Annotated in this window: 24 protein-coding genes and 2 pseudogenes; 12 read left to right on the top strand and 14 right to left on the bottom strand. The window is 66.2% G+C overall.

Features of this window, described 5'->3' with window-relative positions; genetic code table 11:
* Window positions 1–10: 10 nt before the first annotated feature.
* The 5 genes from GVV86_RS17490 to GVV86_RS17470 all read left to right on the top strand — a co-directional run bounded on the left by GVV86_RS17490 (window position 11) and on the right by GVV86_RS17470 (window position 3,815).
* Window positions 11–433, top strand: coding sequence for an arsenate reductase ArsC (locus GVV86_RS17490; RefSeq protein ID WP_159803535.1), 423 nt, complete (start codon window positions 11–13; stop codon window positions 431–433).
* Between the two features lie 35 nt (window positions 434–468).
* Window positions 469–1,470 (top strand): thioredoxin-disulfide reductase, encoded by a 1,002-nt coding sequence (gene trxB, locus GVV86_RS17485; RefSeq protein ID WP_246670038.1) that lies wholly within the window; start codon window positions 469–471, stop codon window positions 1,468–1,470.
* Between the two features lie 43 nt (window positions 1,471–1,513).
* Entirely contained in the window at window positions 1,514–2,848 is a 1,335-nt protein-coding gene (locus GVV86_RS17480) for an FAD-dependent oxidoreductase (protein ID WP_159803534.1), read from the top strand.
* Window positions 2,841–3,503: an arsenate reductase ArsC gene (locus GVV86_RS17475; RefSeq protein ID WP_159803533.1), complete on the top strand. Its 663-nt coding sequence runs from the start codon at window positions 2,841–2,843 to the stop codon at window positions 3,501–3,503. The genes GVV86_RS17480 and GVV86_RS17475 overlap by 8 nt, the downstream gene beginning before the upstream one ends.
* Before the next feature lie 87 nt (window positions 3,504–3,590).
* Window positions 3,591–3,815, top strand: coding sequence for a low molecular weight phosphatase family protein (locus GVV86_RS17470; RefSeq protein ID WP_159803532.1), 225 nt, complete (start codon window positions 3,591–3,593; stop codon window positions 3,813–3,815).
* Here GVV86_RS17470 and GVV86_RS17465 read toward each other — a convergent pair.
* Window positions 3,812–5,125, bottom strand: a complete 1,314-nt coding sequence (locus GVV86_RS17465) for an FAD-dependent oxidoreductase (protein WP_159803531.1) — start codon at window positions 5,123–5,125, stop codon at window positions 3,812–3,814. The two genes, GVV86_RS17470 and GVV86_RS17465, sit on opposite strands and share 4 nt — an antisense overlap.
* A gap of 131 nt (window positions 5,126–5,256) precedes the next feature.
* Between GVV86_RS17465 and GVV86_RS17460 the strand changes: the two genes are divergently transcribed.
* Window positions 5,257–5,832: a TetR/AcrR family transcriptional regulator gene (locus tag GVV86_RS17460; protein WP_159803530.1), complete on the top strand. Its 576-nt coding sequence runs from the start codon at window positions 5,257–5,259 to the stop codon at window positions 5,830–5,832.
* A gap of 221 nt (window positions 5,833–6,053) precedes the next feature.
* Here the strand turns inward: GVV86_RS17460 and GVV86_RS17455 are convergent, their stop codons facing one another.
* Entirely contained in the window at window positions 6,054–6,374 is a 321-nt protein-coding gene (locus GVV86_RS17455; protein WP_159803529.1) for a hypothetical protein, read from the bottom strand.
* Between the two features lie 289 nt (window positions 6,375–6,663).
* On the opposite strand from GVV86_RS17455, the gene GVV86_RS17450 reads away from it, so the two are divergent.
* The 3 genes from GVV86_RS17450 to GVV86_RS17440 all read left to right on the top strand — a co-directional run bounded on the left by GVV86_RS17450 (window position 6,664) and on the right by GVV86_RS17440 (window position 13,822).
* The gene (locus tag GVV86_RS17450) at window positions 6,664–8,184 is read left to right on the top strand and encodes a CYTH and CHAD domain-containing protein (protein WP_159803528.1); all 1,521 of its coding nucleotides are present in this window, start codon (window positions 6,664–6,666) and stop codon (window positions 8,182–8,184) included.
* A gap of 311 nt (window positions 8,185–8,495) precedes the next feature.
* Window positions 8,496–12,428, top strand: a complete 3,933-nt coding sequence (locus GVV86_RS17445; RefSeq protein WP_201291508.1) for a Pls/PosA family non-ribosomal peptide synthetase — start codon at window positions 8,496–8,498, stop codon at window positions 12,426–12,428.
* A 41-nt stretch (window positions 12,429–12,469) separates the two neighbouring features.
* Window positions 12,470–13,822 carry a M1 family metallopeptidase gene (locus tag GVV86_RS17440; RefSeq protein ID WP_159803527.1) on the top strand — a complete coding sequence of 451 codons (1,353 nt, stop codon included), beginning with the start codon at window positions 12,470–12,472 and terminating at the stop codon, window positions 13,820–13,822.
* Window positions 13,823–13,961: 139 nt separating this feature from the next.
* On the opposite strand, the gene GVV86_RS17435 is transcribed toward GVV86_RS17440, so the two are convergent.
* Window positions 13,962–14,675 carry a 4'-phosphopantetheinyl transferase family protein gene (locus GVV86_RS17435; RefSeq protein ID WP_201291507.1) on the bottom strand — a complete coding sequence of 238 codons (714 nt, stop codon included), beginning with the start codon at window positions 14,673–14,675 and terminating at the stop codon, window positions 13,962–13,964.
* Entirely contained in the window at window positions 14,647–15,150 is a 504-nt protein-coding gene (locus tag GVV86_RS19005; RefSeq protein ID WP_425513943.1) for a winged helix-turn-helix transcriptional regulator, read from the bottom strand. Before GVV86_RS19005 ends, GVV86_RS17435 begins: the two co-directional genes overlap by 29 nt.
* Window positions 15,151–16,036: 886 nt before the next feature.
* On the opposite strand from GVV86_RS19005, the gene GVV86_RS17425 reads away from it, so the two are divergent.
* The gene (locus tag GVV86_RS17425) at window positions 16,037–16,879 is read left to right on the top strand and encodes a GAF domain-containing protein (protein ID WP_159803525.1); all 843 of its coding nucleotides are present in this window, start codon (window positions 16,037–16,039) and stop codon (window positions 16,877–16,879) included.
* A gap of 192 nt (window positions 16,880–17,071) precedes the next feature.
* On the opposite strand, the gene GVV86_RS17420 is transcribed toward GVV86_RS17425, so the two are convergent.
* A complete protein-coding gene (locus GVV86_RS17420) occupies window positions 17,072–17,620 on the bottom strand; it encodes a TetR/AcrR family transcriptional regulator (RefSeq protein ID WP_159803524.1) in 549 nt (182 codons plus the stop codon).
* Between the two features lie 59 nt (window positions 17,621–17,679).
* Between GVV86_RS17420 and GVV86_RS17415 the strand changes: the two genes are divergently transcribed.
* Window positions 17,680–18,513 (top strand): SDR family NAD(P)-dependent oxidoreductase, encoded by an 834-nt coding sequence (locus GVV86_RS17415; protein ID WP_246670037.1) that lies wholly within the window; start codon window positions 17,680–17,682, stop codon window positions 18,511–18,513.
* 366 nt (window positions 18,514–18,879) lie between these two features.
* Here the strand turns inward: GVV86_RS17415 and GVV86_RS17410 are convergent, their stop codons facing one another.
* The 3 genes from GVV86_RS17410 to GVV86_RS17400 all read right to left on the bottom strand — a co-directional run bounded on the left by GVV86_RS17410 (window position 18,880) and on the right by GVV86_RS17400 (window position 21,966).
* On the bottom strand, window positions 18,880–19,143 hold the full coding sequence (locus GVV86_RS17410) for a toxin-antitoxin system YwqK family antitoxin (protein WP_159803523.1): 264 nt from the start codon (window positions 19,141–19,143) through the stop codon (window positions 18,880–18,882).
* 325 nt (window positions 19,144–19,468) lie between these two features.
* Window positions 19,469–20,701, bottom strand: coding sequence for a saccharopine dehydrogenase family protein (locus GVV86_RS17405; protein WP_159803522.1), 1,233 nt, complete (start codon window positions 20,699–20,701; stop codon window positions 19,469–19,471).
* 344 nt (window positions 20,702–21,045) lie between these two features.
* Entirely contained in the window at window positions 21,046–21,966 is a 921-nt protein-coding gene (locus tag GVV86_RS17400; protein WP_159803521.1) for a LysR family transcriptional regulator, read from the bottom strand.
* A 122-nt stretch (window positions 21,967–22,088) separates the two neighbouring features.
* Here GVV86_RS17400 and GVV86_RS17395 point away from each other — a divergent pair, with 122 nt between their 5' ends.
* Window positions 22,089–22,532, top strand: a complete 444-nt coding sequence (locus GVV86_RS17395) for an ester cyclase (protein ID WP_201291506.1) — start codon at window positions 22,089–22,091, stop codon at window positions 22,530–22,532.
* A 620-nt stretch (window positions 22,533–23,152) separates the two neighbouring features.
* Here GVV86_RS17395 and GVV86_RS17385 read toward each other — a convergent pair.
* The 6 genes and pseudogenes from GVV86_RS17385 to GVV86_RS17360 all read right to left on the bottom strand — a co-directional run.
* A pseudogene (locus GVV86_RS17385) lies at window positions 23,153–23,497 on the bottom strand (LLM class flavin-dependent oxidoreductase); the annotation flags it as partial.
* 22 nt (window positions 23,498–23,519) lie between these two features.
* On the bottom strand, window positions 23,520–24,125 hold the full coding sequence (locus tag GVV86_RS17380) for a TetR/AcrR family transcriptional regulator (RefSeq protein WP_246670036.1): 606 nt from the start codon (window positions 24,123–24,125) through the stop codon (window positions 23,520–23,522).
* A gap of 255 nt (window positions 24,126–24,380) precedes the next feature.
* Window positions 24,381–24,773, bottom strand: a complete 393-nt coding sequence (locus GVV86_RS17375) for an ester cyclase (RefSeq protein WP_159619560.1) — start codon at window positions 24,771–24,773, stop codon at window positions 24,381–24,383.
* Window positions 24,774–25,062: 289 nt separating this feature from the next.
* Window positions 25,063–25,794 carry a DsbA family oxidoreductase gene (locus GVV86_RS17370; protein WP_246670035.1) on the bottom strand — a complete coding sequence of 244 codons (732 nt, stop codon included), beginning with the start codon at window positions 25,792–25,794 and terminating at the stop codon, window positions 25,063–25,065.
* Between the two features lie 55 nt (window positions 25,795–25,849).
* Window positions 25,850–26,542 carry an NADPH-dependent F420 reductase gene (locus tag GVV86_RS17365; RefSeq protein ID WP_159803519.1) on the bottom strand — a complete coding sequence of 231 codons (693 nt, stop codon included), beginning with the start codon at window positions 26,540–26,542 and terminating at the stop codon, window positions 25,850–25,852.
* 92 nt (window positions 26,543–26,634) lie between these two features.
* Window positions 26,635–26,868, bottom strand: a pseudogene (locus GVV86_RS17360) (hypothetical protein); the annotation flags it as partial.

Below are 26,868 nucleotides of genomic sequence, written 5' to 3'. Positions count from 1 at the left end.
AGGAGACCCAGTGAGTACCGATACCGCCCAGAAGCGCTCCGTCCTGTTCGTCTGCGTCCATAACGCCGGCCGGTCCCAGATGGCTGCGGCTTTCCTCAGCAGCCTGTCCCAGGGCGCCATCGAGGTCCGCTCGGCCGGTTCCCAGCCGGCGGAGAAAATCAACCCCGCGGCTGTCGAGGCGATGGCCGAGGTCGGCATCGACATGTCCGCAGAGGTCCCCAAAATCCTGACCACCGAGGCCGTGAAGGACTCCGACGTCGTGATCACCATGGGGTGCGGCGATGAATGCCCGTTTTTCCCGGGCAAGCGCTACGAGGACTGGGTGCTGGAGGACCCCGCGGGCAAGGGCGTGGAGTCCGTGCGCCCGATCCGCGACGAGATCAGGGGCCGCATCGAGGAATTGATTGCCTCGCTGGCCCCCGCCGCCAAGTAACGCCAGATCCCGACCCGAGCATCAGGAGATTCCCCGTGGGACAGACCGTGAGCGCCACCTCAACCTCCGAGCAGCTGATCATCATCGGCTCCGGCCCCGCCGGGTACACCGCGGCCATCTATGCCGCCCGGGCCGGGCTGGAACCGCTGGTCCTGGCCGGGTCGGTCACCGCGGGCGGGGCACTGATGAACACCACCGAGGTGGAGAACTTCCCCGGCTTCCCCAGTGGTATCCAGGGCCCGGAGCTGATGGGCGGGCTCCAGGAACAGGCCGAACGGTTCGGCGCGAAGGTCATCTTCGACGACGTCACCGACGTCGCACTGGCCGGTCACGTCAAACGCGTCGGTACCGGTGGCGGCGAGACTTACGAGGCCCCGGCGGTCATCCTGGCCACCGGCTCGGCGTACAAGGAACTCGGCCTGCCGGAGGAGAAAAAGTTTAGCGGTCACGGGGTGTCCTGGTGCGCAACCTGCGACGGGTTCTTCTTCCGGAACCAGGACATCATCGTCGTCGGCGGCGGGGACTCGGCCATGGAGGAAGCCACCTTCCTGACCCGCTTCGCGAAGTCCGTGACCGTCGTGGTCCGGAAGGACGAGCTGCGGGCCTCGCGCATCATGGCCCAGCGGGCCAAGGACAACCCCAGGATCAGCTTCGCCTGGAACTCCGCCGTCACCGCCATCCACGGACAGGACAAGGTCACCGGGGTGACCCTGACGGACACCCGCACCGGGGACGCCCGTGAGCAGGTGGCCACGGGCGTGTTCGTGGCCATCGGGCACCTGCCGCGCACCGAGCTGGTCGCCGGTCAGGTGGAGCTGGACGCCGAGGGCTACATCAGGGTCGACGCGCCCGCCACCGTTACCAATCTGAACGGCGTGTTCGCCTGCGGGGATGCGGTGGATCACCGCTACCGCCAGGCCATCACCGCCGCCGGGACCGGCTGCGCGGCGGCCCTGGACGCCGAACGCTACCTCGCGGCGCTCGATGACGCCGGCAGCATCGCCACCGCCCTGGTGGAAGAACCCATCCACGCCTAAACGCCACAACACCGCCCCGCCGCGGGAGGAGACCGAGGACCTCATGGCATCACCGACCACGCTTCCCGTCGCAGTGATTGGGGCCGGGCCCGTCGGCCTGGCCGCCGCGGCGCACGTGCTCGAGAACGGCCTCGAACCGTTGATCTTCGAAGCCGGGCTTGCGGCCGGGGCAGCCATCGAGCAGTGGCGGCACATCCGGCTGTTCTCGCCCTGGCGGTACAACCTCGACCCGGCCGCTGTCCGCCTGCTGGAGGCCTCCGGCTGGGTACCCCCGCGGGCGACCGCGGTGCCCTACGGCGGGGAACTGATCGATTACTACCTGACACCCCTGGCCGCACTGCCGGCGATCAAGGCCCGGCTGCAGACCGGGGACCGGGTGACTGCGGTCACCCGGTCCGGGATGGACAAAACCTCTACCCGGAACCGGGAGACCACCCCGTTCACCGTCCGGGTCCGACACCGGGACGGCGGAACCCGGGATTACGCCGTCGCGGCGGTCATCGATGCCTCCGGCACCTGGTCCACCCGGAACCCGCTGGGCGCCTCCGGCCTGCCCGCCCCCGGAGAGGACGCCGCAGCGGACCGGATCTCTGCGCCGCTTCCCGATGTCGCCGGCCGGGACCGTGCCTCGTTCGCCGGCCGCCGCGTCCTGGTCGTCGGGGCCGGCCACTCCGCCGCGAACACCCTGATCAGCCTTACGGATCTGGCCAGGGACGACCCGGCGACCCGGATCGTGTGGGCAGTCCGAGGGGCGTCCGCCGAGAAGGTCTACGGCGGCGGCGACGCGGACGGACTGCCCGCCCGCGGACAGCTCGGATCACGCCTGCGGCGCCTCGTGGAGGCCGGCAGGATCGAACTGCACTCCGGCTTCGGCATCACCTCCCTCACACCCACCGACTCCGGCGTGAGCGTCGAAGCCGTTGACGGGCGCACCCTGCAAGTGGACCTTGTGGTGCCCTGCACAGGCTTCCGCCCCGATCTAGGAATCCTGCGTGAACTCCGGCTCCACCTTGACCCGGCCGTGGAAGCCCCGGTGCAGCTGGGCCCGCTGATCGACCCCGAATTCCACTCCTGCGGCACCGTCCCGCCGCACGGCGCCCGGGTGCTGGCCCATCCCGAGAAGGACTTCTACCTGGTCGGCATGAAGTCCTACGGCAGGGCCCCGACCTTCCTGCTGGCGACCGGATATGAACAGGTCCGCTCCGTCGCGGCAGCCTTGGCCGGAGACCGCGAGGGCGCCGACACCGTCCACCTCGAACTCCCCGAAACCGGGGTCTGCTCCACCGACGCCGGCACCAGTTTCGAGGTCCCACGGCCGGACCGGCAGCAACTGACCCCATCCAGACCCAACCCACCATCGGAGCCTCGCCATGACTGATCACCACGAAACAAGCCGCTTGGGACTTCAGGACAACACCGAGGTCCTGCAGCGGATCAGCACCCGCCTCGGCGAGAGGTTCACCGGAGTCTTCGCCGCCGAAACCGTCGAACGCTACGTCTTCGAGTCCTACACCGCCCTGGCCCGCACCGCGAGAATCACCACGTACCTGCCCGCCACCACCGAGCACTTCGCCAGTGACCGGCTCAACGCCCTGGCCAAATCCAAGGGAGAGGCCGCCTCCGAGGTACCCGAGGTCCTGTTCGTCTGCGTGCAGAACGCCGGACGCTCCCAGATGGCCGCGGCCCTGCTCGCTGTGGAGGCCAGGGGCAGGATCAAGGTCCGCTCCGCCGGGTCGATGCCGGCGGCCGAACTCGACCCGGCGGTCGTTGCCGTCATGTCCGAGATGGGGCTCGACCTGTCCCGGAACTACCCCAAGCCCCTCACTGACGACGTCGTCCGCGCCTCCGACGTGGTGATCACCATGGGCTGCGGCGATTCATGCCCCATCTACCCTGGCAAACGCTACGAGGACTGGGACCTCCCGGACCCGGCCGGACAAAACCCCGATACCGTCCGGGACATTCGGGACCGGATCCACGACCGGGTAAAAATCCTCGTCCACTCACTCTCTCAGGAACCACTGCGCGGATGACCCGGGCAACACCCTGCCCACCCATACACGCCCGCGGCGCTCCTTATGCCGCAGGAACGGTGGCTGACCCCAGCTCGCCGGGGCCCGATGGATACTCCCGCAGGGGGCTCCATCACCGTCCACTCCGCCGGCATGACCCCGGGTGAATCCCCTGAACCCCCGGCGATGGAATCACTGTCCGAACTGGGCATCGACCTCCCCAACGAACACTCCGTGGTTCCCATAGGCCAGCACCGTTCAGTGGGATTCGGACTGGGCGAGGAGGTCTACGCCCGGTCGGTCACCGCGGTGCTCATGGCCGATTCCATCTAGGCGGCGTGGTCGGTAGGGGTGAGGGTGCGGCCGCGAACCTGCTCGTAGCCGCGCACGAGGGCGGATCCTACGCGGGTGGGGACAAATGGTGAGAGAACGAATCCCTGCTCGACGGTCTCGTGCCGCCAGTTCGTCACGGCATCACGCGCTCGAGTCATGAGGTCCAGCCATACGCCCCGCCGATGGTCCCCGAAGCGTTGCAGGACCTTGGTGTGGAGTTCATCGAGGGTTCCGCCGCCGGCCAGGTGACGTGCCAGAATGCGGGAAAAGATCTCTGCGTCTTCGATGGCAAGGCTGGCGCCCATGCCAATGGTGGGCAGAAACGCGTGGGCGGCATCACCGAGCAGGACGACGGGCAGGCCAGCGGTGTAGGGCTGGGCCAGTGGATCGCTGTCGCGCATTGACCACAGGTAGACATCCGGGCTGACCCAATCTTCGACGAGGTCGAGTGCCTGCACAACCAGGCCGCCAGGACCGGGAACGTCCGCAGCGATCCGCCGGGCGAGGGACCGCCGCTGCACGCCCGAGAGATTCTGCCAGGCAGCATCGGGTGGAAGCCCTTGTGAAACCCAGATGTGTGCGCGTGTGGCGTGATCGAAGCCAAGCGCCAGTGTCAATCGGCCGTTGCCGGCAGGGAACCAGACGGCGGTGGCGAAGGAACCCCGCATGAAACGAATCGTGCCGCCGTTGGCAATGCTGGAAAATCCGGGCGGCATATTGCCGTCCGGTGCTTTTGTTTCGTCCACCAGCAGGTAGATGGCGCTGAAGCCGCGGTCATGGGTCACCGCGTCAGCGGGGAAAAACTGCCTGCGGGCGACGGACTGCACACCGTCGGCGGCAACGAGCAGATCGAAGCGGCGGGCGGGCTGACCATCCGCGAAGGTGACGTCGACCCTTCGTCCACCGTCGGCCGCCACGATGGCGTTGACGTCGTGTCCCCGAAGCAGCGGTGCGGCGCTCAGGGACGCTAGATCCGTGAGGAACTCCCGGCGCAACACACCGATCGACCACCGTGGGTCGACTCGCAGCGCCAGCTGCCGGTGACCGTTCCTGTTGTAGAACTCGATCCGGTCGACGGGGTTACCGCGGCGCCGGGCCGCGTCGTCGGCCCGTACCCGGTGTAGGGCTCGCATTGCGCGGGCCTGGATGCCGTACTCGACGCCCGGGTAATCCGCGGAGCTGTTGTAACGATCGAGCACGGTTATGTCGACCGATCCCGGCGGCGCGTACCGCTGAAGGGCTACAGCGGCCGTGAGGCCGGCCGGCCCGGCGCCCAGAATGCCGACCTGCATTTTGCTATCCAGTCGCATAGCAAAATTTTGATCCGCGTTGCTGTTCCTGTCAAGATGTGGCGATGACGTCTCCGCGGCCCCACCGGGCTATCCGCCGCACCACCGGTCGCCGTCCCGATGCGGAGGCTGCGGAAACCAGAGCGAGGTTGGTGGCGGCAGCCCGTACCCTCTTCGCCCAGCGCGGCGTCGACGCTGTCGGCACCCGTGAGATTGCGGGGGCCGCAGGCGTCACCCACGGCTTGGTGCGTCACCACTTCGGCTCGAAGCAAGGCGTCTGGCAAGCCGTCGTGGACGCCGCGGACGCGGAGTTCGCAGCCACCCTCCAGCCGCTGGCGGACGCCATCACGCGCACCGAAACCGAAAGCCCCTGTGAGCCAGACACGGCAGCCTTTATCGAAGGCTTTATTCGCGCCTGCGCACGCCAGCCCGACATTGCTCGGCTCCTCGTGCACGAGGGCTCAGTCCCTAACGATCGCCTCGACTACCTCCTCGGAAGTCTCAACAGCGCACGGGCCGCCGTGGCCCCTGTCGCAGCACGCTTGCGAGCCAGCGGTGCCCTGCCCGACGTAGACGACGACGAGTTCCTGCTGCTACTTCTGCTCGCCGGCATGCTGCCCTTCGGCGTCCCGGCGCTTGCGCAAGGAGTACTCGGTCAGCCCCTCTCCCCGGACCGTCACGCGCGCGTTCTCCTCGCAACGCTGTTCAGCGGCACCAGCGACCGCTAACGACAGGCGCTCGCAGCATTACGTCCGGACAAAAGTCATCTGATTCATCGCGACATTCCAGGCCGGGCTACGCCCAGCATGCCGGAAGCCTGCCCGGGCACCGACAGTATTGACGGCTATCAACGTTGGGGAGTGGTGTGCGCCGCCGGCTTCTTGTGACCTGAGCGTCGCAAGGTGGAACCTGACTCGTGGCCCACTTCTCCGCCGTCGTTCTTCATTCCCTACCCCGGGGCGGGCGCCTCGAAGGTACGATCGCGCGCAGGAACGGAAGCCGGAATGCTTTGAGGATCAACGTCAACCTTGTCCATCATGGTCTGGACGTGACGCAGAATTGGACGCAGTTCACTTTGACGTATCTCCCGTAATGAGGTGATCGGGCGGCCGGTGCACACCTCAATTACCCTGGCAAGTTCGGGAAGGGTGCGAACGCGCGCGTTGTAAAGGCTCTGCTGCAGCATGAGTATCTGACGTTCACGCAGCGGACTATCCGCACCACGAACAGACAGCGCGTGTACCTCACCCAAGTCGATATCCGGATTCACAATCCGAGCCTAAACTCCCGCGGTGTCCGACCGGTTGGCGGAGTGTGAAAGTCCCGTGAACATCCCGGTCAATCTCCACGTAATGGAGGATGCCGTGAAGTGCGACCGGGAACGGACACACGCCGACCCTGACCTGCCGCGCGCTCACCGGCCGGCACGACGACGGCCCGCCGAACCACTATTAAGGGGTCCGCGGTCGCAAGGCAAGCTTTGATGCCCTAGGCAGCCGATCCGTCACGGGCCTATCGTGTTTCTGAAATTTGCCCGGTGGCGCAGATAAACTCCGGCTATGGATCCCACACCGGTGGTGGAAATTGAGCGGAAGTACGACGTCGGGGACGGGACCGCGGTTCCGCCTCTGGAGCACCTGCCCGGCGTTGCCCGCGTGGACCCGCCGGCGGAGCACCGGCTGGAGGCCACGTACTTCGACACCGCGGACCTGCTCCTGGCATCCCTGCGCATCACGTTGCGGCGGCGGACCGGCGGCGGTGACGCAGGTTGGCATTTGAAGCTTCCCCTGGCCGTGGATGAACGGTGTGAGTACCGCGAGCCGTTGGGAGTTGAGGCCGACGGCGTCCCGGAACCGCTGCTGCGGTTGATCCGTGTCCACAGCAGGGACGCGGCCCTGGTTCCGGTGGTGCGGCTGCGGACCCGGCGCACCGTTCACCGCCTGCGCGGCGAGAGCGACGATGTCCTGGCCGAGTTCAGTGAGGACCGGGTCAAGGCGAAGGTTCTCGCCCCGAAAGGATCTGAACTGCACTGGCGGGAGTGGGAGTTCGAACTCGTCGACGGATCCCGGGAACTGCTCGATGCCGGGCCGGAGCTCCTTGCGGCCGCCGGCGTCCGGCCGGCCGGGCACAGTTCCACGCTGGCACGTGCCCTGGGCCCCCGCCTGAACCGCGGCACCGCGGCATTGCCGCCTCCCAAGCGCAAGGCTTCCGCCGCCGACGTCCTGCTTGCCTACCTCCGGGAGCACGTCGAGGCACTGAAGGATGAGGACCCCCGGGTGCGGTTGGACGCCCACGCCGCTGTCCACGGAATGCGGGTCGCCACCCGGCGCATCCGCTCAGTGCTGGCGACCTACCGTGAATTGCTGGCCGACGCCGACGCGGTGAATTTCCTGCGCCAGGAGTTGAAGTGGCTGGCCGGTGTTCTCGGCGAGGCCCGGGACGCCGAAGTCATGCATGAACGGCTCAAAGACCTGGTCGCCGCGGAGCCCGTCGAATTGGTCATGGGTCCCGTCGTGCGCAGAATCGATCTGCAGCTCGAAGCCGACTACCAAAAGGCACATACAGACGTGGTCAATGCACTGAACGGGCAACGGTACTTCCGTCTGCTTGACGCGCTCGAAGCCCTGCTTGCCGCCCCGGCCCTCACGCCGCTGGCCTCCGGACGCGCGCACAAAGTGATTCCAAAACTGATCAGACGCGACGTGAAACGGCTGCGCAAGACAGCCCGGAAGGCAGTGAGACATACCGCCGGCACCGGAGACGACCCGGCCCTGCACGAAGCACGCAAGGACGGCAAACGCCTGCGCTATGCCGCCGAAGCAGCAGCACCGATCAACCCGGCGCGGGCTGCACAACTGGCCGACGCCGCCCACGGCGTGCAGAAAATCCTCGGCGACCACCAAGACAGCGTTGTCACCCGCGAGCTGCTGCGCCGGCTCGGCGCCGAAGCGTTCCTCGAGGGCGAAAACGGCTTCACCTTCGGCCGCCTGCACGCACTTGAGCAATCCCGCGCCCTGAAGGCCGAGGCCCGATTCCACCGCGAATGGAAGAACTTCCGTACCCCGCCACTGAGGAAATAGCGGTTACTGAAGAAGGAACGGCCAGGAACTGGGCCGGCCCTGACGGCACCGTGCGGCCCGGAAGGCTTCGACGAACAGCTGCGCCCGATCTCGGAGGTATTGCTCCACCAGCACAAGGACCTGCTGGGACCGGGCCTGATGCGTCCGGCTGATGGCCGCGAGGTAAAGCCGGGAGGTGTCGGGTCCACAAGACGCGGCGGCGGATATCATTCCGTCGCACTGCACCGGAGCTGCGCCACAATAGTGCCGGGCGGGGGACGCGCCCGGGCGGCGATTAGCCGAAGGAGCCAGTCCTCGGACAGAATGGGACCGTGAGAGCCCTCCGTCCGCAGCTGGCCCGCGCTGCCCATGCGGCTCCGCCACGCACCCTCGTCCACGTGCTGAGGGAAACCGCAGAACGGTTTCCTGACTCATCCGCCCTGGATGACGGAGATACGTCGCTCAGTTACGCGGAGCTCCTCACCGAGGTGAAGCGGCATGCCACAGCGCTGCATGAGGCCGGCATCGGTGCCGGAGACAAGGTCGGGGTCCGGATCCCTTCTGGCACAAATGAGCTGTACGTGGCGATCCTGGCCGTTCTGCATGTCGGTGCGGCCTACGTTCCGGTCGACGCCGATGATCCGGACGAGCGGGCCCGCCTGGTGTTTGAGGAGGCAGAGGTAGCCGGGATCGTGCGAGCAGGTGAGATCATCACCTCGCCGAACCGCGTGCGGCCCTTTCCCGCGCCCCGCCAGGCAACCCCGGACGATGACGCGTGGGTGATTTTCACGTCCGGATCCACCGGCACCCCGAAGGGGGTGGCGGTCACCCACCGCTCCGCGTCGGCCTTTGTGGACGCCGAAGCGCGCCTGTTCCTGCCGGATGAACCCGTGAACACCTCCGACAGGGTACTGGCCGGGCTGTCCGTGGCGTTCGATGCTTCCTGCGAGGAGATGTGGCTGGCCTGGCGCAACGGAGCCTGCCTGGTCCCGGCCCCGCGGTCCCTGGTCCGAACGGGAATGGATCTGGGTCCGTGGCTGATCACCAACGGCATCACCATCGTCTCCACGGTTCCCACCCTTGCCGGGCTCTGGCCGGCCGAGTCGCTTGAAGCGGTCCGGCTGCTCATCTTCGGCGGCGAGGCCTGCCCGCCGGACCTGGCCGCCCGCCTCGCGGTGGACGAACGTGAGGTCTGGAACACCTACGGGCCCACCGAGGCGACGGTGGTGGCGTGCGCCGCCCGGATGGACGGGGCGGGACCGGTGAGGATCGGGCTGCCACTGGACGGCTGGGACCTGGCGGTCGTCGACCCGGACGGGATTCCCGTGGGGGAGGGGGAGAGCGGGGAACTGATCATCGGGGGTGTGGGCCTGGCCAGGTACCTCGATGCGGCCAAGGACGCGGAGAAATACGCGCCCATGGCCACCCTGGGCTGGACCCGGGCGTACCGCAGCGGTGACCTGGTCCGCTACGAAAAGGAAGGCCTCGTCTTCCTCGGGCGCGCTGACGACCAGGTCAAACTCGGCGGGCGCCGGATCGAACTGGGTGAAATAGACGCCGCCCTCCAGACCCTGCCCGGCATCCACGGCGCCGCGGCCGCGGTCCAGACCACGGCCGCAGGCAACCAGGTCCTCATCGGCTACCTGGCGCCCGCCCCGGGCACCGCCCCGGATCTGGCCCGTGCGCGGGAACTGCTGGCGGATCTGCTGCCGGCGGCGCTGATCCCCCTGCTGACCACCGTTGGATCCCTCCCGGTCAAGACCAGCGGAAAGGTCGACCGGAACGCCCTGCCCTGGCCGCTGAACTCGACCCCTTCCGGGGACTCCGGTCCGGCCCTGAACCTGGATCAGCGGACAGCGTGGATCGCGCAGCAATGGGCCGACGTCCTGGGCTCGGCACCGGAAAGCCTGGACGCCGACTTCTTCGCCCACGGCGGAGCGAGCCTGGCCGCGGCCAGGCTCGTCTCGGCCCTGCGCGTGCGCTACCCGACCATCACGGTCGCGGACATCTACGCCCGCCCCCGGCTCGGCGCCCTCGCGGAACTGGCCCGCCTGTCCGACCCGGAGGGCGGTGACGAAGCCGCCGCCGGGACGGAACGCACCGTCAAGCCCACCGCGGTGAAGTCCCAGATATTCCAAATCCTGGCTGGGATACCACTGCAATTGCTGGTATCCATGCGGTGGCTGACGTATCTGATGGCCATTAACAACCTTCTCGCAACTTCGGGGGCGCTGCGACTGGCCCCCGTCCTGTCCTGGTGGTGGGTGCTTGCCTCCTGGGCTGTCTTCGTGAGCCCGTGGGGACGGATGGCCGTCTCAGCCGGGGTGGCCCGGGTTCTGCTGCGCGGCGTCACACCCGGCAGTTATCCGCGCTCCGGGAAGGTCCACCTGAGGTTATGGCTGGCCGAACAGATCTCTGACCTGTCGGGCGCAGTCAGCCTTGGCGGCGCGCCGTGGATCCCCTACTACGCGCGTGCGCTCGGGGTGAAGATCGGCAAGGACGTCGACCTGCATTCCGTGCCCCCCGTGACCGGGATGCTGAGCCTGGGGGAGGGCTGCTCGATCGAACCGGAAGTGGACCTCTCCGGGTGGTGGATCGACGGAGACCTGGTGCACATCGGAGACATCCGGGTCGGTCCGGGCGCCACCGTGGGCTCACGCAGCATCCTGATGCCCGGCTCGAGGATCGGAGCCGGCGCGGAGGTTGCCCCCGGCTCGGCGGTCACGGGCAAGGTCAAGGCCGACCAGCGGTTTGCCGGTTCACCGGCACAACGCCTCGGCAAAGCACAGCACGACTGGCCCGCCCCGCTGCCGGGACGGCCCAGTACAAGGTTCTGGTTCCCCGCCTACGCCCTCGCATCGGCACTTTTGGCCACCGTCCCCTATCTATCCGCCGCTGCGGGAGCCGCGTTCGTGGCCGGCGCCATCGAAGGCCAGGACTCTCTCTGGTCCTCCTGGCCCGTGCTGCTGTGGGCGGTTCCGGTAGCGGCGCTCATCTGGTTCCTTTCCAACATGATCCTCATCGCAGCCATTGTCCGGCTCCTTGGGCGCAACCTTGCCCCTGGCCACTACCGGGTCCGGAGCCTCACCGGCTGGCGGGTCTGGGCCACCGAACGCCTCCTTGACCTCGCCCGGGACCTGCTCTTTCCGCTCTACGCCAGCCTGTTCACTCCGGTCTGGCTGCGGCTCCTCGGAGCCACGGTGGGCCGGAACGTTGAAGCATCAACAGTGCTCCTCCTGCCGTCCATGACCACGGTTGGAGACGGGGCGTTCCTGGCCGATGACACCAGAATCGCCTCTTACGAACTCGGCGGCGGCTGGATGAAGATCGGCCCGGCCAGGATCGGGAAACGGGCCTTCGTCGGCAATTCCGGCATGACAGGGGCCGGGCGCAGCGTCCCGAAAAACTCCCTTGTTGCCGTCCTGTCCGCGACACCGGTCAAAGCCAAGTCCGGAACTTCCTGGCTGGGCAGCCCGCCGGTCCGGCTGCGCCGGGCCCGGATGGACATGGACCAGAGCCTGACCTTCAACCCTTCCCTGCGCTTGAAAATCTACCGCTCCTGCTGGGAGCTGGGCCGGGCGGTCCCGGTCATCCTGACCGCCGCGATTGCCACCGGTATCCTCGCCGTCCTTGACCTGATCACCGCGCGGAACGGGTACCCCGCCGCGGCGCTGCTCGGAACCGTGGTGGTCCTGGGCGCCGGCGGTGTCGCCGCGGGAAGTTCCGTCGCGGCGAAATGGCTGCTCGTGGGTCGGATCCGCCCGGGAGAACACCCGCTGTGGAGTTCGTTCATCTGGCGCAATGAGGTCGTTGACACCTTCGTCGAGATGGTTACCGCACCCTGGTTCGCCCGGGCCGCCGCCGGCACCCCGGCACTGGTGTGGTGGCTTCGAGCACTCGGTGCCCGGATCGGGCCGGGTGCCTGGTGTGAAAGCTATTGGCTCCCGGAAGCGGACCTGGTCAGCCTGGGCGCGAACTCGACGGTCAACCGCGGGTGCGTCATCCAGACCCACCTCTTCCACGACAGGGTAATGAGCATTGACACCGTCACCCTCGACGACGGTGCCACCATGGGCCCGCACGGGGTGATCCTGCCCGCCGCCAGGATAGGCGCCGGGGCCACCGTCGGCCCGGCTTCCCTGGTCATGCGTGGCGAAACCGTTCCTGCCGGAAGCTACTGGATCGGCAACCCCGTCAGCCCCTGGACCGCCCCGCCGGGCACAGAGCCGCCCACCACCCCTGCCTCGAAAGCCCTGGCACGGTGACCCTCGACCGCCAGCCCGCGCCCACCGAAGGAACCACGAGCATGCCAGCCACCGCTGCCCACGGTCCTGCCGATTCCTACACGCCCGGCCACGGAAGCCGGGATTACCGGGTCTCCCGCTATGAGCTGGACCTTGACTACCGGGTCAGTTCCAACCGGCTCGCCGGCCACGCCACCATCACGGCACAGGCATCCACCACACTCGCCACGGTTGTCCTGAACCTCGCCGGGCTCCGCGTGCAGAAGGTCCAGCTCGACGGGCAGCGAGTGAGACGGTTCGTTCACCGCGGCACTCAGCTGATCATCACTCCGGAGCGGCCCCTGCCCGCCGGCACCTGGTTCAGCCTCGACATCCGCTACGGCGGTACCCCTGCACCCCAGCTCGGGAACTGGGGCGAGGTCGGTTGGGAAGAACTCACCGACGGGGTCCTGGTGGCCGGGCAACCCACCGGTGCGGCTTCCTGGTTCCCCTGCAACGATCATCCGGGCCAGAAGGCCAGCTTCGGATACACGATCACCACCGACGCCAACTACCGGGTTATCTGCAACGGCGTCCTGGTCTCCCACTCCGCCAAAGCCAGCCGAGAAACCTGGGTTTTCGACCAGCCGGAACCCATGGCCAGTTACCTCGCCACCGTGCAGATCGGCCGTTATGACCTGCGGACCTTGATGTTCCCCGCCGACACGACGGACCACCGGGCAGGGCGGCCCGTCCTTCAGTACCTGGGCGCACCGCCGGCCCTCATGGCCAAAGCCCAGACCGCCCTGGCGCGCCAAGGGGAGATGATGGAAAGCTTTGAGACCTTATTTGGGCCCTACCCGTTCGCCACCTACACCGTCGTCGTGGCCGGTGACGAACTCGAAATCCCGCTCGAAGCCCAGTCCCTGTCTGTCCTTGGGCCCAACCACCTCACGCAGGACTGGGAATCCCAGCGCCTCATCGCCCATGAACTGGCCCACCAATGGTTCGGGAACTCGCTGACTGCCACCACATGGGCCGACATCTGGCTCCACGAAGGATTCGCCTGCTACGCGGAGTGGCTCTGGTCCGAGGCGTCCGGGAACTCCACGGCGGCAGACCGGGCCGGGGCCGCATGGCGTGGGCTGTCGGTGAGCCCGCAGGACCTTATGGTGGGCGACCCGGGGCCCGAGAGCATGTTCGATGACCGGGTCTACAAACGAGGCGCCCTCGCGGTCCACGCCCTCCGCCGGGCCGCCGGAGACGGGCCGTTCTTCAGTTTCCTCCGAGCCTGGACAGAGGAATACCGCTTCGGCTCAGTAACAACCAGTGACCTGTGCGGCACCGCCGACCGGATCTGCGGTGCCGTCCCGGGCTTCGATGCCCGCACCATCCTCACTCCCTGGCTGTACCGGCTGCCGCTGCCCGCACTCTAGAGCGCTCCTCCGCATAAGCTTCGGCCAGAATCCTTCCCACGGCCTCTGCGGGCGAACCCGCCGTGAGGCCAGGTCGTTCCAACGACCGCAGCCAGCTGTCCGGACCCCGCGCCGCACGCCGCCACCGGTAAAGCCGGCGTCACTGGATGGTAACGGCCGTCCCCAGATGCCCGCGGCCCAGCGTTCCGGAACTCGACCAGCGCCCGGGAAAAGTATTGCGCCGTCTTCCCCTCACCACCGGCCCCGGAACTCGGAGAGCTGCGGTGAAGGTGAACTCATCGGGCTGCAATGTTATTGAGCAGTCCGTGAAATCGAGCCATTGTCCGGTCAGAGGGAACCATGCCTTGAACACGCTCTCCTTCGCGCTGAAGAGGAGCCTGTCCCAGGCAATGGCCGGATGAGACGCGGAGAGGGAGGCGATCGCGCTTCTCTCGTCCTCACGGGCTATCACCCCCAGCACGCCGTCGGGCAAAGGCATGTGAAGTTCGGCGTCAATCCCGACAGAGGCGACGGAAGGGACGCGGCCAACAGCCGCGGCCCGGTACCCCTCACAATGGGTCATGCTCCCCACCACGCCGACGGGCCAGAGCGGTGCACGCTGCACTCCCGGCACAAGAGGGCCGGGCTGAACGCCGAGCCGCGTGAGAGCCCTGCGGGCACAGAGCCGAACCGTCTCAAATTCGCGGCGCCGTTCATCGAGGGCATTTTCGAGAACCGCCTCCTCCTCCGGATAGAGCACCACCGCGAATGCGTCGGTGAAGGCCTCCTCTGCCATGACATCGGCCGGGACGAGGTTCGGGATCAGGGATGACGTCGGTGAAGCCTCAGCCACAGCTGCCAGCCCGCCGCTCATCGGCGGATGAGTCAGGGGACCAGTCAGGCGCGGCCCGTCCCTTCCCGCGGCTAATGACCCAACGGGACATCGCCGTTCCGCGGGCCGGGATTGGATCGGGCCGAAACGCTGCCCGGTTCCACCTTGTCCCTGCACTGTGCACAGGCCAGCCGCGGCTGAGGTGATGATCCGCGTGCCGGAAGTCGACCGGCGCGGTCAGGTCCGAGTGTTTCCCCCGTTTTTCGCCCCACGCGGCGAGGACCATGAGGATCGGGCCGAGTTCTTTGCCGGCCGGTGTCAGGTGAGACTTGTCCCGCGGGGAGTGCTGTGAGTACTGCTCGCGGCGGGTCCGTCCGGCGTGCTTCAGCTCCCGCAGGGGGGTGGTGAGCACCTCCCGCGGTGCCCTCGTCGCCGTGAGGATCTCGTTGCACCGGCGCCGGCCGTAGTCCGGTTCCCGAAACATTAGTACGGCCCAGCGTCCGCCAAGGATAGTCATCGCGTCCGCGATCGAGCACCGGTCAGCCATGGACATCAACCCTACCGGGAGGTTCCGGCCAGACCCTGCAGGAGCCGGCCAATCATCTTGACGCGGTAGGGGTGCGGGAGGGGGGAAAGCACCCGGGCGAGGAAGCGGTGGCAGGACCGCCCAGTTGTGCCGCTCCAAGCGGGAGGTGACGGTGGCGATCGGCCTGATCGACCTGGACGATTTCCCCCTCGTCAACAACACCTTCGGGAATGCCGCCGGAGATGCAATCATTCGAGACACCTTGGATGAGGACCTTCCGGAATGACTGGACCGGCTCCATGGGGCGTTCAAGGAACCCTTCGAAGTGGACGGGCATCAGATTCGTATCGATATGAGTATGGGGATCGCCCTGGTGCCCCAGGACGGGACCGGCAGCCGCTCAAACCCGCTCGGCGCCGACGAGGCGCTCGACTGAGCAAAAGGACGGGCCACTGCCACCACAACCTGGTGGGAGACCGCCGACCCCTCCGGCTCCCCTCCAGTCGACGGCGGCAATGCCGGAATGAAGCCGGTACGCGGCGCCCACGATGGTGCTTCCGCGAGCTGGCGGGCGATGACGGCAGAGCACTCCAGCGCCCGCCCCGATTCCGGTGTCCTGCCCGGATGAGGCTGCCTCCGGTGCGGGGGCGAGAGCGGTCAGGTATTCGGCGATAGCAGTATACGGCGGCCGGGGACGCCGCACGCGATGTCCGTACCCTATTAGTGCCGCTCCGGTCGAGTGTGTCCGTGTTTTGCTGCCCGGGCCTGCCTTCACTATCGTCGACCCTAAGCACGCTGATTGATGGTGCCTAGGGATCGGCCGCCCGCCTGCCGGGAGGGGATGGCCGCTCCCGTGAACTGGGTTCGAGGTTTTTCCATGGACGAACAGACACAGCAGCAGCTCACCGTGACCGCGGCCGCCCAGGCAGGGCTGGGTCCGGCGGAGCTGTGGATCGCCTACTACGCCATGGGTGGCTCCCTGTCCCAGGTGGAGGTGAAGGCATACCTGCTGGGGGAGCAGGGAATCCCCCAGCTGGAAGGCGACATCCTGGCCCTTACGCTCAATGAGATCCTGCCAGACACCGCTTCGGAGCTTCGCGTCCCCTACAGCACCGATGGTCAGGGCATGAACACCGACAGCACTTCCAGCGCCGGCGACGGCACCCCGGAGGCCGCCGGTATCGACGAGGCCGGCGACATTTTGGAACGGGCGCTGGAGGATCTGGGCGCCGCCGGTACCTCCTTCCTCACCCCGGCGCAGGCCGAGGCGGAGCGGCTGCGGGCGGTGGAGCGGACAGGGCTGGTGGACACCCCAGCCGAGGAGCGCTTCGACCGGATCACCCGTCAAGCCAAAGAACACTTCGGGGTCAGCTCCGCCAGCGTCGCCCTAATCGCCAAGCAGCGGCAGTTCCTCAAATCTGTCATCGGCCCGCTGGGCCAAAACACCCCGCGGGACATCGCACTCTGCAGTGAGACCATCCGCCGGGCCGGCCCGCTGATCATCAACGACACACTCAACGATCCCCTATTCAAGAACAACCCGCTCGTCACCGGTGAGCCCCGCATCCGCTTCTACGCCGGCTACCCGCTGATTGGTTCTGGCGGCTGGGCCGTCGGTACCTTGTGCATCATCGATCAGAACCCCCGGAACTTCACGGTGGAGGATCAGCAGGTGCTTCGGGACCTGGCCGAAGACGCCCAACGCGAGATTGATGACTGAAGGCTCCCTGCTTCACCACCGCGCCGACGGTAGCGACGCGGAATCACCGACAACGACTCCTCCACCAGCCATGCGGCGCTCACCGCCAACATCGGGGAACAGCTCCGGCCCCCACGCGGCGGTCATACGGTGATCACTGGGTTTGGGCACGATCGTGTACCGAGTGCGGGCCGGCGGTGCCCACCGCTGATCTCAGCTCGTACCGGAGGCGCGCAGCACTCGCTCGACGTGAGCTTCTGCCCACGAGTTGTCGAGGGTGCCGCTGCGTAGCAGCCAGCGGTGAAGGAGGGGCCCGACAAGGATTTCCGCTAGTTCCTCAGCTCTTTCTACCCCGCCGCGGTGGAGGCGTCCGGCAACGGCCTGCATCTGGGGTTCGAGCAGCAGCTTGCGGTATTGAGTCGCCAGTATCAGATCGGTCTGGATCGCGGCCGTGACCGAACGCAGCAGCGGCTCCGTCGTTGGATGGCAAAGTTCTGCGATCGTCTCTTGTACGAGCTCGATGAGGTCAGCGCGCAGATTGCCGCTGTCTGGAACAACGACGATGCCATCAGGGCTTTGGCTGCGTGCCAGAAGGGCGTCGAACAAGATCGCCCCCGTTGACGTCCAGCTGCGGTAGAGCGTCTGCTTACCCACTCCAGCTCGTGAGGCCACACCCTCCATTGTGAGCTTGGTGAAGCCCTCAAGGGAGGCAAGAGAGAGTACCGCTTCATGGACGCGAGCACGCGTTCTCCTACTAGCCATCTACTTACCCTAGCTCAAAAAACGAGACGGTCCGTCTCGTTTTTCGGTAGCCTGTGTTCATGACAACCTCGCAGACCTGGATGATCACGGGAGCCGGACGCGGGCTCGGACGCGCCCTTACGCTTGCCGCGTTGGAAGAGGGGCACACGGTGGTTGCCACCGTCAGAGGCGAGCATTCCCTGCCCGCGTACGACCGGCTGCACGTCCACCGGTTCGACGTCCGCGATCGTTCCGCAGCGGCCGCCGCCGTCGATGCCGCTGTTGCGGCATTTGGGCGCCTGGATGTTCTGGTGAATAACGCCGGTTACGGACTTATCGGAGCAATTGAGGAGGTATCCGAAGAGGAAGTGCGGTCGCTACTCGATACGGATCTTCTTGGCCCCCTATGGCTTTGCCAGGCCGCGCTTCCGGTCATGCGGAAGCAGGGTGGAGGCCATATCGTTCAGATCTCCACAGTCGGAGCGGTCGGGACGATGCCAACTCTCGGTCTGTATAACGCGGCGAAGTGGGGCCTAGAGGGATGGACCGAGGCGATGGCCGCGGAGGTGGCCGCATTCGGGGTCCATGTGACCATCGTTCAGCCCGGCTCGATTGACACCGATTGGGCCAGCAGCAGCATGCGGTTTGCGAAACCAATGCGCCCCTACGACGACCTACGCACGACTCTCTTCGGGTCACCCGACGTTCCGTGGCCGGTCGACGGCACTGCCGGAGGTACAGCACCTGCCGAAATCGCCGCGGGGATTCTCACCCACGTTGCCGACCACGACGCCGGCCGGCTCCGACTCCTTGCCGGCGACGACGCGCCCGGTCAGGTGAAAGCAGCGTTGGAGAAGCGCAGACAGGACTACGCGCTCGACCCGCGCTGGCAGCCATTCGAGCAGGGCAATTAGAATTAGCCGTCTGCTCACCCAGTCAGTCTCCATCGCAGGTGTTGCGTCGAACACAACCGAGTGCCGCAAGGGGATGGGCTTACGTGCAAGTGTTCCTGATTGCACACACTGTTCTCGACGGGTGGCTATCAGCTTCGAGTCAGCTCCAGCGTTCCCAAGTCCGCCGTGACCAGTGCTGCTGGTACTCCCGGGCTTTGGTCTCGTCGATGCGCCGAGGTGCAGAGTGCCTTGTGTGGCCTCAGGCGCATCTTGAACAGGTTGTCCAGGCCATGAGGGGCATAGGCCGTTCGCTCACCGTCCCGTAAGTGGGTGGGTTTCAGACGCATGGTGAGACGGTAGGACTGTCACAGCAGCGAATAGCCGGATTCACTCATGCTTCGCGCGGGGGCGACCACGATCAGTCACTTTGTAAGGTTTGCCGTCTTGATCATATGTGGTCCATTCACCAATCGGCTCACCTGCCTCGAAATGCCCGGACCGCTTCAGGGTGCCATCGATTCTGTACCACTCCCAGTAGCCGATCGGGTTCCCGTTCTCGATCCGCCCCTTCGACCACAGGGTAGTCCCGTTCGCGTGGTACTTGATGGTGTAACCGTCGATGATCTCGACCTTCTTCGTGTTTGCAGCCATGCACCAACTTTATGCCGCGAGCGATTCTTAGACGCTTATGTCGCAACAACGTCCCTAGTCCCGTAGGCCGGTCCCATGTCGTGCGGTGTCCTGGAGCCCGCTGGTTGGATGCGCCCTGCGGGCATTCGAGGTACGTATACGCAGTATGGTGATATGCACGATGAGGGGGTGCCAACAGCAACGCGTTTTCCACAGGTCCTCGACTGGATGCTCTGTCTCCGCACACCCCATTAGTGAGGTGTGCATGAACGACCCATTGAGCACCGGTAGGTATCGCTACGCCTCAAGTGGATTGTTGGTGCGCCAGAGTGCACCACTTCCTGCGTCAGGTGAGGGGAATGACTTCGTAGGTATGGCCTGCGGCGCGCAGCCGCTCAACCAGGACGTCGCCAAGGGCGGTCGCTGGGGTCAGCGATCCTGCGGCGGGCGGCAGGCGGTCGCCGTCGAGGGCAAGTGAGAGCGCTGTCTCCCCGGCCATCACGGCGGTGGCGGTGTATCCCGGATCGCCGGGCCCGGCTGCGACGGCCCGGTACCGCCGCCCGCTCTCTGTGGAGGCAGTCACCTGGGAACGGAACCAGCCTGAGCGCCGCGCGGCCTCGCTCGGGCCTTCACCGGGCGAGGGAAGGACGCGGTCCAGTAGTTTCCTCGTAGGGGGTAGGGCCAGTGCGGCTCCGAACACCCGAAGGCCGAGCGCCGTCGCTCCGGCGATGACGGCACCGGCGGGCCCCCGACCCGCACCCATCACCTCGCCGTACCGCAGGGACCGGCCGTAGGCCCAGCCCTGCAGGGCGTTGCTGCGGCGCACGATCCGCGTATTCGCCGACGCCATGATGAAGGGCGCGGTCCGCATGCCGTCCTCCGCACGGCCGACCCACCCCAGATCCGCCGGCTGCCGGGTCGAGGGTTCCGCCGTCCGGTCCGGACTGAGGGAGTAGGGATCGCCCGCGAGCGATCGCAGCACAGGGTCCGACCGCATGCCGTCGAGCTGCCCACGCATCGACTCGATGGTGCCGCCGCTGAAGCCACCCTTCGCCCTGGCGACGAGCTGCACCCCGGTCAGTCCGCCCGCGCCGTCGGCCTCCGCTGCCTGGTGTAGGAGGAGCACTGCGAGGTCCGAGGGGACGGAGTCGTAGCCGCAGGCATGGACGATCCGTGCACCGGTAGTCCTTGCCAGGGCGTCGCAACGGTCGATGGCTTCACTGACGAAGGACACCTCGCCCGTCAGGTCCCCGTAGTGGGTGCCGGCGCGGGCACACGCCTCAACGACGGGCAGTCCGTACTTCGCGTAGGGACCTACCGTGGTGAAGAGAACCCTGGTGCCCGCGGCCAGCGCAGCAAGCGAGCCGGGGTGATCCGAATCAGCCTCGATGAGGGCCCACTCGTGTGCGGCGACGGGCAGCCTGGACCGTACGGCCTCGAGCTTCACTCTCGACCTCCCGGCGAGCCCCACGCGCAGGTCCGGCGGAGCGTGATCCGCAAGATATCCGGCGATGAGTTCACCGACGAAGCCGGTCGCACCGAAGAGGACGAGGTCGTGGTCGCGCGCTGGGGCCTCCATGCCAGCAGTCTTCCACGGCAGCGGCCGGACCGACGCCGAGAAGTGCCTACCTCTCCTGCGGCTGAAGCGCCCCGTCACCCCGAAACTAGATCGCAGATCATCACTGGATCGCGAGGGTCGATGCCCTGACCAATCATCTACTCGTCAGGTGTTGCGTCGAGTACAGATTGCGCATCATCGGCCATGCACAGAAGGATCGCTCTTTAGGTCCCGGTGAGGGTTTTGCGAAGGCGTATGGGCTACGGACGGTTGCTGCTTGCAGGTGGAGTGCTGGGCGGCTTCAGTGCAAGTGGGCCGGACCCTGTAAAGCAAACAAATGATTTGCTGATCCGCGCGAGATCACTTCATGTGGGTGGGTGAGTGCTCCAGGAGCGTGCTTCATCGACGAGGGCGCGCACCGCGGCGGTGGCGGGCGGGCTGGGCTGGGCGGTAGTGACGGCCCAGGTCGTCCGTCTAAGGGAGGTGCCTGTAGCTCGGACCGGCACCCAACACACCCCTCGGGGAATAACCGCAGCGACGCTGCCCGGCACGAGTGCGATGCCCAGGCCCGCGGACACCAGACCGAAGCGAGCGGGCCAGCCACGCACCGAGAAGGCGATCTTCGGGTCGGGCAGGTCCGGCCAGGCGCCGAACTCAGGCGAGCCGTTGGTGCTCGCGCCCACGATCCACCGTTGGTCGGTCAGGTCGTGCACGCTGACCTCGGTGCGACCGGCGAAAGGATGGGCTTCTGCGACAGCGACCCCGATGCCGCGTCCGCCGCGCACCTCTGTAAGGTCGAGGCCATCGAGCTCGTAGTCAGGCAGTCCCTGACCGGTCGCCAGGACGGCGACCTCCAGGCGGCCCCGCCGCAGGGCTGTGAGCTGGGACGGTGTCGAGGATTCCATCAGCTGAACCTCCACGTCCGGGTGTGCGGTGAGCAGGCGCGCTACCGCGCGCGGAATTAGGTGCGCCATCGCGGTGGGGTAGCCGCCCAGAACCAGACGCCCAGCGAGCCGGTCGTGTATCCCGGCCAGTTCCTGCTTAGCGGCTGCTAAGCGTTCAAACACCTGTCCGGCATGCCGGACCAGCACCTCACCCGCTGCTGTTGGACGCACCCCCCGCGCCCGCCGTTCGAACAAGGGCCCGCCAGTTGCCCGCTCGCTCGCCGCGACCTGACGCGATACCGCGGACTGGGTGTAGCCAAGGTTCTCGGCGGCCGCGCTGAAGGAGCCGGCGCGGGCCACTTCGAGGACCACGCGCAGCCCAGTCAGCGTCACTTCCGTCATGACTTCCATTGTATGCCGGGATGGCATGGCTGCGGTGCGATATTGTCGCTTGTGGCATGGATGCAGGGCGTGGAACCTATTAGTGGCCTCCTAAGAGGAAAACCATGATTGGAAGGAACCCCATGCCCCTTTACACCCGAGATGAGCTCGTGGCCCGCCTGGTCCGTGCAGGAGAGCTCGAGGTTTCCGGCGAGCACCCAGAGGAGGTGGATTCCTACTTCGACACTGAGCGCTTCCGCTTCCATGGGCCCGACGGTTTCGAATCCGACTACGCCGGTCTCAGCGCCTACTTCGCGTCCTTACGGGACGCGTTCGACGACCGCAGCATCCGGCGCGGCATCGTCGTGGTCGAAGGTGACCTCATCGCCTGCCAGACCTGGATCGAGGGCACCTTCGTCCGCCCCTTCACGCAGTCCCCCGTCGGGCTCCTGCAACCCAACGGAGCCCGGATCGTCATGGACCTGATCAACATCTTCCGGATGGACGATCAGGGTCGGCTTCTGGAGGAGTTCGTGCGCACCGACAACCGCAGCATCCTCAGGCAGCTCGGCGCGACCGAGGCCTGAGCGACTCATCACCCACTTCCGCGACCGAAGGCCCGATGAGAAAGGCCAACTATAAGAAACGGTGAAGCCTGCGAGGTGGCTAGCTCTCGCGCGCACCGTCTAGGGGAGCTGTCGTGCCAATGACAGCTCCCCTACTCCTTCAAGCTAAAGGAGAGACAAACTTTGCGCCAAGTACACCTGATGCAACAGTCGATCAGCCCTCGACTTAAGTGGCTATAGGGATGCTCGAAAAGGTACGACTTGCGTGCGTCCAGCCGGGCTTCCGATTGACTATCAGCTTTGTCGTCGAAGGATCCGTTAACCCGACGGACTGGAGACCTCAGCTATGAGTTGGGAAGGCCAGTGCTCAGGAAGCGGGTGACTCGTAGGCGGCGAGTTTCTCGGCCAGTTCGATGCAACGCAGGCGGGCCGGGGAGAAGTTGTAGGGAATTTTTCCAACTGCTTCGACTGCGCTCATGCTAGACCGCGACCCGATCCTGCCCAGGCGAAGCAGGGACCGCGAGCTAGCGATTCGTGAGCACCATCACCACGAGCAGGCTTAGGTGGCATCGACCTCAGGTTTGCTCGCGAGAGGGGATAGAGACACAGAAGGCGGCTGCGCGGGATTCGGAGGCCGACCCTCCTTCGCGGATGTCTTTGCCGAACCACGGATATACAGGCCCCGTGTTGCCGCGGCTGAGCATGAGGTCGACGCGGCCTCCCGCGAGGTGCTGCAGGGTTGCGAAATCCTCCGCGATCTTTACCGGGTCGCTGGTGGTGATCAGAGTCGTGGACGTCGATAGGGTGATCTGCGACGTCAAAGCCTCGATGTAGCCGAGGATGGTCGTGTTGGACGACGAGATGAAGGGCCGGTTGTGGTGCTCGCCAATGGCGTAGATGTCGAAGCCGACCTCCTCGGCGTGGACAGCGACGGAAATAATGGCCGCAAATTGCTCGGTCGCGGTGACGGTGGCGCCGGTGGAAGGTACGCGAGGGCGGGGATGGGTCTCAGGATGTCAGCGGCAGATTGCGCAGCGCCAGTTCAGCGACGTCTTCGAGGTCGGAGCGTGGGACCCCGCCGGTGGCCTGCACGGCGATGCCGTTGACGACCGTCATGAGGTACCGCGCGAGGAGGTGTGGGTTGGCTTGTGGGGGCAGGTCTCCGAGAGCCACCGCTTGTTCGAACCGCCGCCGGAGCCCGGTGTAGCCATCCTCACGCCATGCGATGAGCGCATCCCGTGCCACGGCCCCGGCCTTTCCCGCAGCGAGGGAACCCTGAACGCTCAGGCATCCCGGGGGCGAATCGGGGAGGGTGGTTGCCTCGACGGCGCCCATCACGAACGCGTGCGCTACCTCCGCCGCGGTGTCGCGTTCGAGTGCGCGGCTCACATAGGCGGCGGGGCCGGCCGCGTACCGCGTCATCACCTTGCGGAAGAGGGATTCCTTGTTGCCAAACGCCGCGTACATGCTCGAGCGTGTGATGCCGAGCGCGTCGGTGAGGTCTGTGAGGCTGGTGCCCTCATAGCCTTGCGCCCAGAACACCCGCATCGCCCGCTCCAGGGCCTGGTCAGTGTCAAACTCCCTGGGCCGCCCTCCAAGATTTACGGATTTCACGGCGTCACCTTCCTGCTCTATACATGACACGCGGGTCTCGGGTGAAGCTTAGCGGGTCTCCGGGACCTGCGAACACGAAGGTCCCGGGACCGGCTTAGGTGCGGGCGACGAGCCCGCCGGGGCGTTCGCACGGACCGGCACAGGCGTCCGGTTTCTGGCGATCCTGCGCCGGCGCCCATGCGCAGCGGGCGGGGTTTGATCGGGAGATCGAACCCCGCCCGCATGCGGCTTCGCAGCCCCTGGCGTGGGACGCCGCTAGCTGGCGAGCTGCTTCTGCAGAGCCTCCGCGTCGTGAAGTGCCGACATGTGCACGAACTTGCCGTCCCGCACGGTGTAGATGGCGTACTCGACGATCTCGAACTTCCTGCCGGTCGGTGCGGCGCCAAGCCATTCCTTGGTGGGGGTTCCGGTATTGATCAGGCGTACCGCGAGGCTGTCACCATGGATAGCCAACTCCTGGGTCTCCCAATGGAAGTCCGGAACCGGGTCGATGATGCTGTGCAGCTGAGCGACCAGCGCCTCACGGGTGCTTGGCTCGCTGTGCATGACGATCGATTCGTGGACGAACTCATCCATCCGGTCGAACTCGTGCGCGTTCAACGCCTCGATGTAGCGCTCGTAAAAGTCCCGCAGGTTGAAATCAGACATGGTGGTGCTTTCCTGTTCTTCTCTGTGCCAAGGTGGCCGTCAATCATCAAATAGTCACGAAGGCCTCCGCTAGAAAGGTGCGGAGGTTGTACTCGCCATTAGGTGTAACTGCGCAAGTACAGGTTCTATTCCGATCGATCCACATCCTCGCCATCTTGATCGAGGTCTCCTGAAAGATGACCGACGCACCCGGTCCGGGTGCTCCCAATCTGGGCGGGTCAACGGCGGCTTCCGACGTCCGAGGGAGCGGACCTAGGGCTGCTGGGGCGGTGTTGGCCGCAGTCGCCGTTCATGGTTTCGAATGGGCGGTAAGTGACCTCTCGGACCATGCCTTGTCGAGCGCTTCTGCCATCACCGAAGCGTCCTGCAGACCCGCGAGACCGTACTTTCCGTCGATGACGAAGAACGGCACGCTGCGGATCCCGTAGGAGCCGGCGGCAGCCTGGTCGGACCGCACCGCCTCGAGGTGTTCCTCCGCCTGCAGGGCACGCACGGCGTCGTCACGATCGAGTCCGATCCCCTCGGCGATCTGCCCGAGCTGTTCAAGATGGGAGACGTTGCGGCCGTGAGTGAAGTATGCGGCAAAGACTGCTTCCTCCGCTTCCAGCTGCTTGCCGTGTGCCTTGCTGTAGTGGATGAGCTGGTGGGCGCGTGAGGTGTTCGTGAGCAGGGCGGTGTCAAAGTTCAGATCGAGTCCAAGACCCCGGCCCCGCTCGGTGACTTCCTCCAGCAGGGTTGCGGCCTGGTCTGGGCTCATGCCCCTGTTGGCCACGTTGAAGTCCAGAACGGACTGGGTCTGACCGGGGGGCAGTTCTGGCGCGAGTTCGAAGCTATGAAACTCCACTTCAATCGAACGGTTTTCCATGTGCGAGGCGCCGGTGAAGGACTGCACCGCTTCTTCCAGGCGCCGCTTGCCCATGTAGCACCAGGGGCACATGATGTCGGCCCACACGTCGATTTTCATGCTGGGAGCGCTGGCCTGTCGCGGGGAGGTGCTGGGGGTAATGCCTGCGGTGCTCATGATTGCTTGTTCTCCTAATCGTCGGGGAGGGAGTATGTGGGGTGGGTATCCCGGATCAGCGGCCGAGGCGGCGTGCGAGCTGCAGGTTGCGTACGAGCTCCTCCCTGCTCTGGCCGTCGACGTGGTGTCGCCACATTGGGGTGCCTGGGGCGCTGCGCCAGGATTCTTTCAGGGGACTGTTCTCGACAGCATCGAAGCCAAGGTCGTTGTAGAAGTCCGTGACGAACTCGACGGCCTCGGGGTAGTCACTGGAGACAACCAGGGCTTTCCGATCCGCAGCACCGGCGGGTCTGGCCAGACGGATCAGAGCAGGCTGGGTGTCGCTGGGGACGCGGATCTGGGCCCGTGCGTGGAACTGGACATGGGTGAACGCCTTGACGATTTTCGAGGCCGGAAGCTGCTCCTGGCGCAGTTCGTGGACGGTCTTCAGGCTGGAGTCGACGTCGGGGAAGTGGCCGTCGCGCCAAACCATGTAGTTGTTGTTATCGATGATGATCTTCCCGGCGAGCTCTTCGGCCGGCAGGAGGTCGTCCGGGGAGTAGGGGAAGCCCAGGAAGGCGACATCCGCTGCGGCTGCCGCGTCGGTCGCGTATGCGGCGGAGGCCAGCGGGCCGAGCTCGCGAACCAGTCCTGTCAGGGTTTCGGGGTTACGTGAGTTAGCGATGACGACGGTGTAACCTGCCGCCACTGAAGCACGAGCGAGCGTGCTGCCGGCCTGGCCAGCACCGAGTATGCCGATGGTTGTCATGAAAAGCGCTCCTTAGGGCAGGCGTGGCGCGGGTGCGCGGGCCTTGAAAGTGGGTTGTGACTCGCGATGCTGGGATGCAGCCGGGCGGGGGTTTAGTTGCTTACCGGAGTGGGGATGTGGTTCGCCCGTCGGCGGAGGCTGGTGAGGACCAGTCCGCCGAGGAGGGCGAGGATACCGCCGATGATGAGGGTTGCGCTGGCCGATACGCTGTCGACCAGCACGCCCCCGATGATTGCGCCGACCGCGATTGCGGTATTGCAGACGGTGACGATGAGGCCGCCGATTTGTTCCAGGCGTGCCGGTTGGGTGTGTGCTCCCCAGCTCAG

The sequence above is a fragment of the Arthrobacter zhaoguopingii genome, assembly GCF_009828595.1.
GTDB classification, from domain to species: domain Bacteria; phylum Actinomycetota; class Actinomycetes; order Actinomycetales; family Micrococcaceae; genus Arthrobacter_D; species Arthrobacter_D zhaoguopingii.
The sequence above is the reverse complement of the archived record's forward strand: the minus strand, read 5'-3'. Positions and strand labels throughout refer to the sequence as shown.

Bases quoted from the DNA above. Each gene is read 5' to 3' on its own strand.
- GVV86_RS17465 (WP_159803531.1), bottom strand. From the start codon at position 5,125: ATGCGACTGGATAGCAAAATGCAGGTCGGCATTCTGGGCGCCGGGCCG.
- GVV86_RS17420 (WP_159803524.1), bottom strand. From the start codon at position 17,620: ATGGCTAGTAGGAGAACGCGTGCTCGCGTCCATGAAGCGGTACTCTCT.
- GVV86_RS17405 (WP_159803522.1), bottom strand. From the start codon at position 20,701: ATGGAGGCCCCAGCGCGCGACCACGACCTCGTCCTCTTCGGTGCGACC.
- GVV86_RS17400 (WP_159803521.1), bottom strand. From the start codon at position 21,966: ATGACGGAAGTGACGCTGACTGGGCTGCGCGTGGTCCTCGAAGTGGCC.
- GVV86_RS17440 (WP_159803527.1), top strand. From the start codon at position 12,470: ATGCCAGCCACCGCTGCCCACGGTCCTGCCGATTCCTACACGCCCGGC.
- GVV86_RS17415 (WP_246670037.1), top strand. From the start codon at position 17,680: ATGACAACCTCGCAGACCTGGATGATCACGGGAGCCGGACGCGGGCTC.
- GVV86_RS17470 (WP_159803532.1), top strand. From the start codon at position 3,591: ATGGATACTCCCGCAGGGGGCTCCATCACCGTCCACTCCGCCGGCATG.
- GVV86_RS17450 (WP_159803528.1), top strand. From the start codon at position 6,664: ATGGATCCCACACCGGTGGTGGAAATTGAGCGGAAGTACGACGTCGGG.
- GVV86_RS17480 (WP_159803534.1), top strand. From the start codon at position 1,514: ATGGCATCACCGACCACGCTTCCCGTCGCAGTGATTGGGGCCGGGCCC.
- GVV86_RS17370 (WP_246670035.1), bottom strand. From the start codon at position 25,794: ATGAGCACCGCAGGCATTACCCCCAGCACCTCCCCGCGACAGGCCAGC.
- GVV86_RS19005 (WP_425513943.1), bottom strand. From the start codon at position 15,150: ATGACTATCCTTGGCGGACGCTGGGCCGTACTAATGTTTCGGGAACCG.
- GVV86_RS17425 (WP_159803525.1), top strand. From the start codon at position 16,037: ATGGACGAACAGACACAGCAGCAGCTCACCGTGACCGCGGCCGCCCAG.
- GVV86_RS17375 (WP_159619560.1), bottom strand. From the start codon at position 24,773: ATGTCTGATTTCAACCTGCGGGACTTTTACGAGCGCTACATCGAGGCG.
- GVV86_RS17435 (WP_201291507.1), bottom strand. From the start codon at position 14,675: ATGAGCGGCGGGCTGGCAGCTGTGGCTGAGGCTTCACCGACGTCATCC.
- GVV86_RS17365 (WP_159803519.1), bottom strand. From the start codon at position 26,542: ATGACAACCATCGGCATACTCGGTGCTGGCCAGGCCGGCAGCACGCTC.
- GVV86_RS17410 (WP_159803523.1), bottom strand. From the start codon at position 19,143: ATGGCTGCAAACACGAAGAAGGTCGAGATCATCGACGGTTACACCATC.
- GVV86_RS17395 (WP_201291506.1), top strand. From the start codon at position 22,089: ATGCCCCTTTACACCCGAGATGAGCTCGTGGCCCGCCTGGTCCGTGCA.
- GVV86_RS17475 (WP_159803533.1), top strand. From the start codon at position 2,841: ATGACTGATCACCACGAAACAAGCCGCTTGGGACTTCAGGACAACACC.